Raw genomic sequence first — 13,861 nt, 5'->3', positions numbered from 1 at the left:
TATGCAACCAGCCTCCACCATCGTCGGTATAGATACCGTCAAAAAAGAGAATAATTACCTTGTCCAGCTCGATGGCCTGCGCTTCATTGCCGTTACCCTGGTGATGATCGACCATTGGCTGGGCGAAGCGGTGCCGCTGCCTTTCGGGTATTTTGGCGTCAATCTTTTTTTTGTGCTGAGTGGCTTTTTGATTACCCGCATCCTGATTACCAGCAAACAGCATGACGAACGGCAGGGCCGTTCACACAACCATTCGCTCAAGGCATTTTATATGCGACGCAGCATCCGGATCTTCCCGATCTATTACCTGACCATTCTGGCGCTGGCCGTGGTAGGCTTTCCGGCGGTACGCGAGAACCTTGGCTGGCTGCTGACCTACACCACCAATATCTGGATTGTAATCCACCAAACCTGGCTGGGGGCCATTGACCATCTGTGGTCGCTGGCGGTGGAGGAGCAGTATTATATTTTTTTCCCGTTCATGGTCTTTTTTATTCCGAACCGATACATTCTGCCTATGCTGTTTGGGCTGATCGGGTTTTCGTTTGTGCTACGGCTGGTGCTGTTTGTGACCAATGCGCCCTGGATGGCCCAGTTTGTGCTGATGCCCACCTGCCTGGATGCGTTCGGGATGGGCGGTATCCTGGCGTACCTGATGATTTACCAACGCGACCGCTTTAACCAACTCCTGGCCAGTAACGGCCTGCTGCTGGGCAGCTTGCTCCTGTATGCCCTGAACCTGTACCTGATGAAAACACTGGAACCGGCCCGTAACGTGGTCACCGACGTTACCGACCGGTTCTTCACCTCTCTGTTCTGCTTCTTCCTGATCGGCCGGGCCGTAATCGGCTTCGGACAACCGGTCAAATGGCTGCTGGAAAACCGGGTGAGCAATTACCTGGGCCAGATCAGCTACGGCCTCTATCTGTTCCATAACCTGGTCTTTAACTATTACCATACCCAACCCTCCTACCCCACGTTGCGGGTCTGGCGAAAAGTTGCCAGCTATGTTCCAGCGCTTCAGGATTCCCTCCCATTGCAGTTCCTTTACTTTTATCTCCTTACCGTTGGGGTGGCCGTATTATCGTGGCACCTGGTAGAGAAACCGATTAATAACCTGAAGAAGTTTTTTACTTATTAGTATAACTCCACTTTGTATATTTATCCTATGTACTTATCATTGGGGTTTTATTCACTATCCACGTCAACCCTCATCCTATGCTAACATCTATTGAGCAGGTCAAACCGGCTCTTCCCCGGCAATCATCAACTACTTATCTGCCTCAATTGGATGGATTACGATTTTTCGCCGTTGGCCTAGTGCTCTACGATCACTGGGCAATAGGCTACAACACCTTACCGCTTGGTCCGCTGGGCGTAGTGCTATTCTTTGTGCTGAGTGGCTTTCTCATCACCCGGATTCTTTTCGCGAGCCAGAGCGCTGACACCTATACCGATAAGCCGAACCTCCGCCGTTACCTGACTCGTTTTTACATCCGGCGGAGTCTGCGCATCTTCCCGGTGTATTACGCCTGTCTGCTGGTCATGTATCTGACCGATGTGCCTCCGGTGCGGGAAAAATTCTGGTGGTGTGCATTGTACGCGACTAACCTTTATGTAGCCTTCACGGGCCAATGGCTCGGGCTCCTGGATCACTCGTGGTCGCTGGCCGTCGAAGAACAGTATTACCTGATATTTCCCCTCCTGCTGTTCTGTATTCCCAAACGGCAGGCCCCTTTCTTTTTTCTTTTCCTGATCGCCGGCAGTGTTTACTTTCGCTTTTGGCTACACCAGAACGGGCACCCCTGGACGGTAGGGTATGTATCCATGCCGGGCTGTCTGGATGCCTTTGGCATTGGGGCCCTGATGGCCTATGGGTGGCTGTACAAACCGGCCCTCTTCAACCGCATTTTTTCCGGGTATTTCGCAATCGCAATGAGTATTGTTCTGTTCTTTACCGTTGTCCTGTACTCGCACACGTTTAGCGCTTATCATAATATTGTCAGCGATGTCTGGGAGCGTCTATTTGCTGCCATTCTGAGTGCCTTCCTGATCGGCAGGGCTATTCTGGGTTTCGGCCAACCGGTGAGATGGCTGCTGGAAAACCCGGTGAGCCGGTATCTTGGCCAGATCAGCTACGGAATTTATTTAATTCATAACCTGGTTTTCAATTACTACCACACAACAGCCACTTCGCTTACCCTGCGCATCTGGAACAAAGCCGGCAGCTATTTACCCGTACTGGAGGAGGTACCTCAATTGCAGGTTGTTTACTTTTTTGCGCTGACGGTCCTGCTGGCGGCTCTGTCGTGGCACCTGATGGAAAAGCCGATTAACTCGCTAAAAGATAAATTTGCCTATTAAAGAATTAATGCTTTTCACAATCCCGCTTAATAAAGTCCTGCTAAGTTAACCGGCCATCGGCTAACAATTGACTATATTTGTCCTGTTATTAGAGAAGACGAATACGTCACGGCTACTTTGACGTTCTTCGGCCCTGCGGACTTATTATTCCCGAATTTGCCATTTCATGAGCCTTTTGCTATCAATTGTTATGCCCGCTTATAACGAGGAAGACTGCATTGCCCTCGTTGTTGATCAATGGATCGAATTACTTAACCGGGAGTTCCCCGCCGATGCTACGCGCCTGATTGTGGTGAACGACGGCTCCAAAGACCGCACGGGCGACATCCTGAATCAATTGAAAGAACGCTACCCGAAGCTCATTGTGGTTCACCAGAAAAACGGCGGCCACGGCAATGCCGTTGTGAACGGGTACCGCCAGGCGGTAGCGCTGGATTCGGAATATGTTTTCCAGACCGACAGTGACGACCAGTTTGTCACCAACGATTTTAAGAAGTTGTGGGAAAAACGACGTCAGTCGCCGTTTATTCTGGGCTACCGCGAGATTCGTCACGATGCCCAAGCCCGGCTCTGGATTACGCGTATCCTGCGCGGCAGTATTGCCGCCATTTACGGCACGTATATCATGGACAGCAACATTCCGTTCCGGCTGATCCGGGGTGGCTTCCTGAAGCAACTGCTGGCCCAACTGCCCGATCCTACCCCATTTGCGCCGAACATCTTCCTGGCCGTGATGGCAAAAAAAGCGGGCTACGATACCTTCGATATTCCTATTACGCATAAAGAGCGGCAAACGGGTACCGTCTCCATTCTGAAGTGGAAACTGCTGAAAGTTTGCTTTCAGAGTTTCCGGGAACTGGCCATCTTCCGGCTGGAGCTGGGCCGAAAAGTGAAAGCCCTGCGGGCACCCGAACCGGTTGCCATCTAAACCAGCCAAAAAATATTCTCTGTTTTTGGTTTGATAACGGCCGGAGTTTGCTTAGTATTTGTCTTAAATGGTCAAAGACACAAACTGGTCAACTGCCCGGCGCATCGAACCTTTACGTTTTACCGTGACGCGAAAAGGGATCTGGCTTGGAATAGGTGGCCTGCTACTGCTGGGTGCCTGGTTTAGCTACCAGCTGATCTGGCGGTCGGGCCGTTCTGTCGAAAAGCTGATTCCCAGTGACGCCCTGCTGGTGCTGGAAAGTGCCGCGCTCCAGGACACGGTGCCGCTCAGGGTCCTCCGCACGGAGATGCCTCTCCGGCAGGCTCCCGTTTTTCAGGAGGCTGTGCAGAGGCTCGAACAGTTTATTTATGCCGCCGGCGATACGGCCGCTGTGCTAAAATTTCTGGCCGGCAAGCCGGTATACTATTCCCTGCATCCGGTCTCCCTCCACACCTTTGAGTTTATATTCTATATTCCCCTGCGGCCGCTCCAGGACCGGACCTTTCTGAACGACCTTAAAACGCCCGACCCCCGCTCGGTCCGGGTCCTCAGCCATAGTTACGACCAGGAAACGATCACCGAACTTCGTAACCTTAAAAATGAAGTGTATGGCTCATACCTGCTGGCCGGCGATTACCTGATCGGCAGTCCATCGGGTATCCTCGTCGAAAATGTGATCCGGCAACTCCACCAGCCGTTAGCCCTCCGGCGTTCCTTACCGTTCCGGCTCGACACCGATCATCTGGCAAGTTTTTCCGTTCGGTCGGAGGTGCTCCAGACCCTGGTTGGCAGCCCTGAAACCACGGGCTCGCTGGTGCGTTTGTTTCTGCCGGAGGTCCTCAATCTACAGTTCCGGTCCTCGTCCTCCCGAACCCACCTGATCGGCTACGCCACCGACAAAATCGGAGCGCGGCAGGACGTAGCGGGTCTTTTTGCGGATCAAACGCCCCTGCGCATCAGCAGCGCCGGCATGATCCCGCAGACTACGGCCTTGCTGTACCACATCGGCATCAGCGATGCCGCCCGCTTCGGCCAGCAGATGGCAACTATGCTCAGCTCTACTTCCAGTCCGTCGCTGCAGGAACGGCTGGACCGCATCCGGCAAAAGGCGGGTGACGTGTACCAGCACATCAGCCGGGATGTGGTACTGTGCCGCCTGGAGTCGCCAGCCGCTGAAAACCGGCAGATTCTGCTCCTGAAAGCAACCGATCTAAAAAAATTATCGGATGGGTTTCAGCGCACGGCCTATATGGCCGGGGCCGGTCCGCCCCTAACCTTAAAGACCTTTCTGGGTCATAGGACCCTCCTGCTCAACGTCCCTGAGCTGCCGGCCTCGCTGTTCAGCAGCCTCTTTACGGGATTCGGGCAGAGCTGGGTCACGCAGCATAACGATTACCTGGTAGTGGCCAACAGCGAAGAAGCCATGCAAGATTACCTCCAGCAACTGGAGCGCGGAGCCGTCTGGTCGGCCGACAGGAACAAGGAGACGCTACTGAACCTGACCCTGCGCCCCGCTAACTTCACCGCATTTGTGCTGGTCAATCACGCTGGCTCCGCAGCACTGCCCGCCGGGTGGCCGGCGGGCTGGCGTAACTTACTGGCCCACCCGGAGTCGTCGCTCAACAACCTCGAGAACATGGTATACCAGGCGAGTTACGGCAACGAACAGATCCTGTCGACGCTGGTACTCGGCCGCACCACCCGGCGGGCCAGCGATAAAGTGCTGAACCGGCTCCTGCTCACCAAAAAATTTGTGCTGAATATGCCCCTGACGGCTTCGCCGATGCTGGTGAGCAACACCGCCGACGGCCAGATGACGATCTGGGCGCAGGATCAGACAAACCAGCTGGCGCTGCTGACCACCGACGGCGAGAAACTCGAACAGGGCCGGACCGACGGACCGGTGCGCAGCAATATGCTGCCGGTCGATTACCTGAACAATGGCCGGCTCCAGTACCTGTTTATGACCGACCGGACGCTGTACGTAGCCGATCCGGGGTATCAATCCATTACACTGCGTCCGATTCCGTTACCGGCGGGTCTGAACCCGACGTTCCTGACCCTGCCCAGGGGTAGCCGCCGGCGTAACCTCGTGGCGCTGGCCGCACACCAGGACGGTAGCATTTACGCCTTTGACCGGCAGACCAGCCGCTTCCTTCGTATCTTTACGCCGGTGCGTCGTGAGCCGCTGCTGCTGCCGTTCCAGGTAATCAGTTCACCGGGTGGCATGGAGGTGCTTGGGCTGCAAGCGAGTGGTCTGCTCAACCGCTGGGTTGAACCGGGCCGGCAGGCTCCGCATTTTCCGGCCCGGCTCGACTCTGGTTTCGTCAGTCCGGCCCTGGAACCGGGTCCGGCCAGTGGTATCCGGCTTATTACCGAACAGGGCGAACTGCTGCGGCTGAACGACAAAGGACTAATCGCCAGCCGCTCGCAACTCTACCGGCCCGTGCGCAGTGGTTCTTTCCGGCTCTGCCCCGACGGGACCCAGACAGGCTATATCCTGCTCCGGACGAGCGATACGGAGGTAGCCGTGCTGGATCAGCAGGGCCAGCAGCGGTTTGAGATACGTGGCCTGAAACCAGGCTTGAATCCAATCCATTATCACCACCTTGGTGCCGGAGTAGACCTCATCAGTGTCAAATCCGGGCGTTTCACCACGCTCTATACCCTGGACGGCGATGTGGTCGGCGACCGGGCCATCCCGAGCGATTTCCCGGTAGCGTTGCAGTTCAATGCCGTAACCAACCAATTGTATGTAGTAAGCGGTACCGACAAAACGGTACAGTTGTTTTCGATTCGAATGCGTTAGCCTTATGGCCCAATTACTTCGTTACCTGATTTTAGGAATTGCTTTGTTATTATACGCCGGCGGTTGTTCGCGGGATGTGATGCACTGGTTTTACCAGACCGGCGTTATCACCGATGACTACCGCTACGGCGATCTGTACCGTTTATCGAACCTGCCCCAGTTCAAAGACCCGCAGGAACCATGCCCGCCCGGTACGGACCAGGCGCAACCGGTGGCCGATAGCGTTCATCTCTACCTCATCGGCGACAGCTTCACCGAACCCCAGCGAATTGGTCAGCGGGATTTTCCGGTTGGGTATTATCACTACACCCACTGGGAAAAACAGAGCCGGGTGCAGCCTGATCCGACCCGGCATAACGTACTGCTGCTGGAAACCGTTGAACGGCATTTTCGCGAACACTTCAGCCGCCCGGTATCCAATCTGACGGTAGTAACCGACAGCAACCGGGTGCCGGCTCCCCAGCCGCCGGCCCCGTCGAAGCTTCGGCAACTCTCCGAACAGATCAAATCGACGGGATTGGAAGAACGGCTGGAGACGGTGCTCTTCAGCCACGATCTGTTTATGTGGTTCAAAGAACGGAAAGCCAGCCTGAACTTTTGGTTCTTCGACCGGATCAACCCGAAGGTAGGCATCTCCGCCGACCGGCAGCATGTTTTCGCGGGACTGGATACCGATACCACCACCATCAGTTCATCCTTTACACCCCTGCCGGATGCGGAATTAAACGCCCTGGTCGATAGCCTGAACACCGTCTACGACCGATACCGGGCGTTGGGGTTCGACGCCGTCTATCTGTCAATTATTCCTAATAAAGCAAGTGTGCTGGACCCGGCGCAGGGCAATTACAACCGGCTGATTGAACGCTTTCAGCAGCACCCGAAACGTCGAATGCCGGTCATTGACATTTACGGTGTCTATACGCGGGCAAAAGAGCCCATCTATGCCGTAGGAGATTCCCACTGGAACTGCACCGGACGGGCGTTGTGGCTGCGGGAAGTTCACAAACGGCTGACAAAAACGGCGCTCACATTATAAGCATGAAATGGATAGAGCGGCTCAAGGCCAAAGCGAGGGAATTGAAACAGGGGACAGAAGCTCTGTACCACGCATTGAAGCATCCGGGCACCCCCTGGTACGCCAAACTGGTACTTGGCCTGATCGTTGCTTATATGGTAAGCCCTATTGATTTAATTCCTGATTTTATCCCGGTGTTAGGCCTGCTCGATGAAGTTATTCTGCTCCCCTTTTTTATCTCGCTGGCAATCCGGTTGATTCCCGGTAATGTCTGGCAGGAATCCCGGCTGCGGGCGTCAGTGGCGCCACTATTATCCGGCAAAAAAAGCTGGATAGGCGCGTTGCTTATTCTATTAATCTGGCTCGGGCTTGGCTGGCTGATCTGGCGACAAGTTGACAATATTCGACATTATTGGTAGACAGTTATTATATCCTGTAACCGACAATAATGTACTTATATTACCAGCAGCAGCAATGTTAAGCCCTCGTTTTTAATTGGAAAAATAGCTAACGCCCCTTCGCTGAAATCAGCCCTATAGAACCTGAAAGTTACCTGCCGCGCAACGGGTAATAAGCTATTGTTTCATCGATAAAGTTCCTATTGATAACCCTCCGGAAAGGACTGAAGTTATCAGGCATTTTCTGTTCACCGACGTCATAATGTGTCTTAAGTATGGTTGAAGGTATACAGAAAATACCTGTACCACCGAAAACAGAAAACATATTATCTTGTAATTCTTCCTGAGCAGACAATGTTTTCGTCTGTGTATTCACTTAATCAAACCCGGTAAAATCAATAACGGAGCTATTTATTTAAACAGCGCAGGCTCGGTTCATTCGGCTAAAACTTAGAAATAAATTAGATAAACAAGTAGGTAGCCACTGGAATTTAAGCAGAGGAAGTAAACTGGATTTAACAGGTATTTAAATTATTTTTTTAGATTTGTGCAATTCCAAAAAAAATACACAAATAACCTACTAAAATCATGAAGCAAAAAAAAATTCGTTATTTCTCTCCTCAGGAAATTCAGGGAAGAAAAACGAAAGAGGCACCTAAAGAAAATGTTCTGAAGTGTTCGGTTTCAAAAACGGGCCGGCTTTCTATTCCCCAGAATGTACAGGAAGAATTAGGAATGGACTCGTCTAGTACGAAGTTCAAAGTAGGCACTGAAGATCGGAAAAGACAATTTAAAACGTTGTTTCTCATACCGGCCGGTCAGGACGATCAGGATGCGTTTGACTTAGCAAAAACGGGCCGGGGTCAAACCATTTCGCTGGCTGGTGTTTTTGACAAAGTTGGCCTGGACTATGCCACTCAACAGCATGAGTTTACCATAAAACCATTTTCGCAGGAAGGTGTAAGCGGCTATGCACTTCAACTGGTTGATGAATCATCTCCCCGTCAGAAGCCCGAAGGTGGTGGCCGCCGGGGCCGGAAAAAAGCCAGCCAGACCGAAGGCAGCCAGGCCTGATTCAACAGGTAACTAACCCCCCTGGTTATCCCTAGTAATAGCTACCGGCAGTATCATTAAAAAAGCCTCACATCAGAACTGATGGAGGCTTTCCCTGTTTTATATGCTATCGCTTATTTTGCTTTCTGTGCTAAGCCAAAGTTCTTCAGGTTCGTTAAGGCGATTACGTTTATAATCTTCCACTCGCCGTTAATTTTTTCCAGCACCCGCGACTCTTTCGAGGTAGTTTTACCCTGGCTATCCAATAACGTCTGATCGTAGGAAACAAACGCCATATTGCCATTCTGGTGAATGGTATAATTGGCATTCTGAATCGTTACCTTATCCGTCAGCTTTTTACTCTTAAACTGATTAGCAAACTGCTTCTCCAGGTTGTCCCAGCCTTTGACCAGCAGAAAATCGCCACCGTACAAATTGGCCGCGAAATAGACATACGGTTTATGGACCCATGCATTGGCCCACTTCGCTTTATCCCGCGTAAAAAATCCTTCCGTTTCGTTGTACAACACTTTTTTAATCGCATCCTGATCCGACTGCGTCCAGCCCGGCACCGTTAAGCAACACCATAGAGCAACTACAACAACAAAATTTCTCATGGCTAGATTTGGCTTGGTGTTTGATTAAGTTACCGCACCACCTTGTAAATAGCAAATTTTTTATTGTACTATTTCAGCGTTGCCTTTGAAATTTTATTTAATAACCATTTGGTAACTGTCGGCTACGCGGAGGCTTTACCGGCCGTCTGAGGAACCAGTGTCGGGTTAAACGCCGGGTACAGCGCCAGCAGCACTTTCTCCGGCGTCAGTGGCGCCGAAAAGGAAAGTTCCGCATCAGGAACGAAGGCCCGGATGGCGTTCCGGAGCGCAAAGTACGCACCAATGCCATACATCAACGGCGGCTCCCCCACCGCCTTGGAACGCATGATGGCGTAATCGCTGCCGGGCGTATCCAGAAAATGCACATCAATTTCCTGCGGCACGGCGTAGATATCCGGAATCTTATACGTTGACAAAGCGTTGGACAACAATTTACCGGCGGCATTGTACTGCAAATCTTCCAAGGTCATCCAGCCGATTCCCTGCACAATGGCTCCCTCCGCCTGCCCCCGGTCTACCAGCGTGTTCATACTCTTACCGAAATCATGGCTCACTTTTACGTAATCAAATACATAGGTGCCCCGCAGGCAGTTGAGGGTAACGCCGACGATGGCCGTGCCGTAAACATGGTAAGCAAACGGATGGCCCTTTTCGGTCGTAGTGTCGAAATGAATATCCGGCGTTGCGTAGTGCGCGTGCTCCGACAGGTTAACCCGCTGCTGATAGGCCTCCTGAATGAGTTGGGGCCAGGTCAGCCCACCAGGCTGGCCGTCTACCCAGATCTGCTCGTCCTGCAGTTGCACAGTTTGATTTTCCTTAACGCCTAGCTTTATACGCGCAACGGCTATAAGCCGTTCGGTGAGCGTCTGGCAGGCGAGTTGCAGGGCTTTGCCGTTGAGGTCGGAGGTGGCGCTGGCAGCTGAGGGCGAGGTATTGGCGATGCGGGTGGTATTGGTCGTCTCCAGCCTGATCCGTTCCAGACCGACCGACAGACACTGGGCCGCCACCTGCATCATCTTCATATTGACCCCCTGCCCCATCTCGACCGCACCCGTGCTGACGCCAACACTCCCGTCGGTATAGATGTGAACGAGGGCGCTGGCCTGGTTCATCCATTTTTTGGTGAATGAGATGCCGAAGCAGATCGGCATCATAGCAATTCCTTTTTTGTTCAGGGCGTTGTGGGCGTTAAAGTCATCTGCCTCCTGGCGAAGTTGGGCCAGATCAAAACGTTCTTCGGCATCGGTCCAGCAGTGGAGCGCTTCGCAGCCTTCAGCCCGCTGACCATAGTGGAACTCGTCTCCCTCCTGGAGCAGATTGGCTCGCTGGATGTCGGTTGTCGCTACGCCCAATGCCTCAGCCGCTTTGGCAATGGCCGATTCAATCACAAACATGGCCTGTGGTCCGCCAAAACCCCGGAACGCCGTATTGGAAGGCAGATTGGTGCGGCAACTGTAGGCTGTAGCCGTCAGGTTCGGAATGAAATAGGTATTGTTGGCGTGAAACAGCGTCCGTTCCATTACCGCCGGCGACAGATCGGCCGACGCGCCGGCATTCTGGTAAAACGTAACCTGATAAGCTTGTATCTTCAGGTCTTTGGTAAGGCCAATCCTGAAGTCAGACGAGTAGGGATGCCGTTTGCCGCTCATGCGCAGGTCTTCCATCCGGTGCAGCACGTACTTGACCGGCCGGCGCAGCCGATGGGTAGCCAGCGATACCAGCGCGGCCCAGCTATTGGCCTGGTCCTCCTTACCGCCGAAACCGCCCCCCAGGCGCGTAACATCGACCTCGATCTGGTGCATGGGTACGCCTAACACCCGCGCTACCGTCCGCTGCACCGCCGTTGGGCCCTGCGTGGAGGAATAGAGTTTGATATGCCCGTTTTCGAGCGGGATGGCGTAGGCCCCGTGGGTCTCCAGATAAAGGTGCTCCTGTCCGCCCGAATCGGCGCGGCCTTCAATCACGAAATCACACGCCCCGAAAGCGGCTTCGGCATCGCCCAGCCGGAACGTGCGGGGCGGCACAATCAGGTGGCCCTGCGCACAGGCTTCACGCGGGTCGGTGATGACCGGCAGGGGCTCAATCTCTGCCTGAATCGCATGGACGGCCGCTCTTGCTGTCTCGTCCGATTCGGCAATCACCAGCGCAATGGGCATCCCCCAGAAGTCGACGGTGTCGGTGGCTAACAGGGGCTCGTCGGGCACAATACCGCCGATCTGGTTTTCGCCGGTAATGTCGGCGGCCGTCAGTACCCGAACGACACCGGGCATAGTCAGCGCTGCGGTATAATCCAGGCTCCGGATGCGGCCGTGCGCCACCGGAGACGAGTATACGCAGGCGTACAGGGTGCCGGTAACAACGGGCAGATCATCGAGGTACAGGGATTCGCCCCGGACATGGGTGTTGGCGTCGACAAAGCTCATACGAGTTGATGCAGGTCAGGCTGGTTTGTAAACAAAGTCAGGAAATGAGCGTAAAATAATTGCCGGAACAGTAACCGCTTGTACATAGCCGCCCCCCGCACATCGCTGATCGGGGTAATCTCCGTTTGGGCGACCTCATTCGCTTTCCGGATGGTATCGGCGGTCAGCGCTTTACCGACCAGAAAGGCCGAGGTCAGCGACAGATACAGCGGCACCGGCGCTACGCCCCCGGCCGACACATGAGCCAGGGTAATAATCCCTCCGCTGGTTTCGAGCAGCATCGCCGTGTTAACACTGGCGATATCCAGATGCGTCCGCTTGCTGACTTTTTCAAAATGGAATTTTGCAGATGCCCCCGGTGCTTTGAACATGATGGACTCCAGCACTTCCTCCGGCGCTTTATCAAGCGTTTTGTAGCCCCGGTACAGCTTCCGTAGGGGTAATGTACGGCGTTCGGTTCCTGTGCGCAACACCACTTGTGCGTCGAGGGCCAGCAGCCAGATGCTCAAGTCCCCAATGGGCGATGCATTGATCAGATTACCTCCTACCGTACCCATGTTGCGGATGGGCGTTGAGGAAACCAGTTTCAGATAGTCGGGCAACCTGGGAAAAAGCTGACTCAGCAATGGGGCGTGTAGCAGGTCATCGGCGGTGCAGGACGCGCCAATGTGAACCAAATCATCGGCCAGGTGAATGGAATTGAGTGCCGGCTTGCCGAACAGGTGCTGAATGGCTGTCTGGCGCATGACCTCGGGTCTCTGCACAAACAGATCGGTACCGCCACCGACCGGAACCGGTACATGTCCGTTTAGGTGCTCAGCGGGTTCGACCGGTAACTGCGCCTGAAGTGCCAGCAACCGCTCCGGTATCTGCGCAAAATAGGGAGGCAAAAACCGATGGCTAACTAACCAATCCATAGCCTGATCGGCAGGGCGCTCTGCCAGTTCCCGGCAGATGCGGGCGACGGCGCGTTCGATGGATTTATAGCCGGTACAGCGGCAGATATTACCGTCGATAGCCGTGATACCGTTCTGATATGTAGCGGGTTTGGTACTGAGGGCGTAGCCGGTCAGCGAGACGATAAAACCAACGGTGCAGAATCCGCACTGCGAGCCGCCTTCTTCCACCATTGCCTGCTGCACCGGGCTGAGGGTATTGGGGAGGTTTAGCCCTTCAACAGTAACGATATGTTTGCCGTGGGCGTTGCCAAGCGGCATCAGGCATGACGTCATGGACTGGTACCGGAGCCGTCCCTCGTGCCAGTCGCCGACCAGCACTGTACAGGCACCGCAGTCACCCTCCCGGCAACCTGTTTTGGTGCCGGTCAGGTGACGCGAATACCGAATAAAATCAAGAAGAACCTGGCCCGAAGGCTCCTGAGTTTCGATCAGTCGATCGTTGAGCAAAAAGCGAATCATACCCTGTCTGAGTCTTTACCTCAGAGCAAAATACAATTTTTTCTTCGTTTTATCGGAAATATTTTTCCAGTGCCTTGTCTTCGCCTTTCCACTGCGCAATTTTGGCCAGGCTATTGACCAGCGGTTCCTGAATAAACGAAGGTATATCAGCAAAATACGTTTGGCTGTAGGCTAACAGTAGGGGCATATGCCAGGGGTTTTTCGGCAGTTCACCTTCAAACTGACCATCGTTACCCAGCCCATACCCGATGCGTACTGATTTTTCCAAACCGCCGGACGGCGCGGTCTTCACCAGCAGGACGGCTTTGGTTGAGGTTCTGTTCTTAAAGAAGTGCACTTGCGTTCTGTAGGCCCAGGCACTCTGGCCTTTTTGGAGTTTGATTTCGTTTCCTTCCAGGCCGATGGTCATTTCGCCTTCGAGCACGGTAAACTGCTCGTCGAAGGTTTTGTGGTAATGCCACCCGTTGCCTCCCTGCGGTTGTACCTCAACCCGGACCAGTTCATAAGCCCCTTTGGTATCGTGGCTCGTTTTCAGGAACGTACTGGCATAGTGATCTTTCTGATTGACCACGGTACGGTCTTTCCGGTCACCGATGCTCATGTCCAGTTCCGGCAAAAACAGCGCGAAGGTGACAACCGCCAGGAAAGCAGAAACCAGCAAAAAGACGGGCAGCCCCACCAGCGTATAGGCCAACCGGAGCCAGAGCGGATACTTGTTTTTCCAGATCCGGTAGACGCCGGTTGGGTAAAAGAGCAGGGAGATGGCGCCGGTCCGGCGTTTTTCAAGGGGTGCGGATGTTACAAAAGCTTCCATGAATTTGTTGTTGTTTTGGTGT

General features: G+C 53.7%; 11 protein-coding genes. 7 read left to right on the top strand and 4 right to left on the bottom strand.

The window, feature by feature from the left end:
• Position 1 precedes the first annotated feature (1 nt).
• From ABD949_RS18065 to ABD949_RS18035, 7 genes are all read left to right on the top strand, one after another.
• Positions 2 to 1,141, top strand: coding sequence for an acyltransferase family protein (locus ABD949_RS18065; protein WP_345245504.1), 1,140 nt, complete (start codon positions 2 to 4; stop codon positions 1,139 to 1,141).
• Between the two features lie 77 nt (positions 1,142 to 1,218).
• Positions 1,219 to 2,364, top strand: a complete 1,146-nt coding sequence (locus ABD949_RS18060) for an acyltransferase family protein (protein WP_345245502.1) — start codon at positions 1,219 to 1,221, stop codon at positions 2,362 to 2,364.
• Between the two features lie 166 nt (positions 2,365 to 2,530).
• Positions 2,531 to 3,292, top strand: a complete 762-nt coding sequence (locus ABD949_RS18055) for a glycosyltransferase family 2 protein (RefSeq protein ID WP_345245500.1) — start codon at positions 2,531 to 2,533, stop codon at positions 3,290 to 3,292.
• Positions 3,293 to 3,416: 124 nt separating this feature from the next.
• The gene (locus ABD949_RS18050) at positions 3,417 to 6,101 is read left to right on the top strand and encodes a hypothetical protein (protein ID WP_345245498.1); all 2,685 of its coding nucleotides are present in this window, start codon (positions 3,417 to 3,419) and stop codon (positions 6,099 to 6,101) included.
• Between the two features lie 4 nt (positions 6,102 to 6,105).
• Positions 6,106 to 7,137 carry a hypothetical protein gene (locus ABD949_RS18045; protein WP_345245496.1) on the top strand — a complete coding sequence of 344 codons (1,032 nt, stop codon included), beginning with the start codon at positions 6,106 to 6,108 and terminating at the stop codon, positions 7,135 to 7,137.
• Between the two features lie 2 nt (positions 7,138 to 7,139).
• Positions 7,140 to 7,535: a YkvA family protein gene (locus tag ABD949_RS18040; protein ID WP_345245494.1), complete on the top strand. Its 396-nt coding sequence runs from the start codon at positions 7,140 to 7,142 to the stop codon at positions 7,533 to 7,535.
• Positions 7,536 to 8,102: 567 nt separating this feature from the next.
• A complete protein-coding gene (locus ABD949_RS18035) occupies positions 8,103 to 8,588 on the top strand; it encodes a hypothetical protein (RefSeq protein WP_345245492.1) in 486 nt (161 codons plus the stop codon).
• A 113-nt stretch (positions 8,589 to 8,701) separates the two neighbouring features.
• Here ABD949_RS18035 and ABD949_RS18030 read toward each other — a convergent pair whose 3' ends face one another.
• From ABD949_RS18030 to ABD949_RS18015, 4 genes are all read right to left on the bottom strand, one after another.
• A complete protein-coding gene (locus ABD949_RS18030) occupies positions 8,702 to 9,184 on the bottom strand; it encodes a nuclear transport factor 2 family protein (protein WP_345245490.1) in 483 nt (160 codons plus the stop codon).
• A gap of 122 nt (positions 9,185 to 9,306) precedes the next feature.
• Positions 9,307 to 11,607, bottom strand: coding sequence for a xanthine dehydrogenase molybdopterin binding subunit (locus tag ABD949_RS18025; protein WP_345245488.1), 2,301 nt, complete (start codon positions 11,605 to 11,607; stop codon positions 9,307 to 9,309).
• Entirely contained in the window at positions 11,604 to 13,025 is a 1,422-nt protein-coding gene (locus ABD949_RS18020) for an FAD binding domain-containing protein (protein WP_345245486.1), read from the bottom strand. Before ABD949_RS18020 ends, ABD949_RS18025 begins: the two co-directional genes overlap by 4 nt.
• Positions 13,026 to 13,074: 49 nt before the next feature.
• On the bottom strand, positions 13,075 to 13,839 hold the full coding sequence (locus tag ABD949_RS18015; protein ID WP_345245484.1) for a cupin domain-containing protein: 765 nt from the start codon (positions 13,837 to 13,839) through the stop codon (positions 13,075 to 13,077).
• Between the last annotated feature and the right edge of the window lie 22 nt (positions 13,840 to 13,861).

This window comes from Nibrella saemangeumensis (assembly GCF_039541915.1).
Lineage (GTDB): Bacteria > Bacteroidota > Bacteroidia > Cytophagales > Spirosomataceae > Nibrella > Nibrella saemangeumensis.
This window is presented reverse-complemented; position numbering and strand designations above follow the sequence as displayed.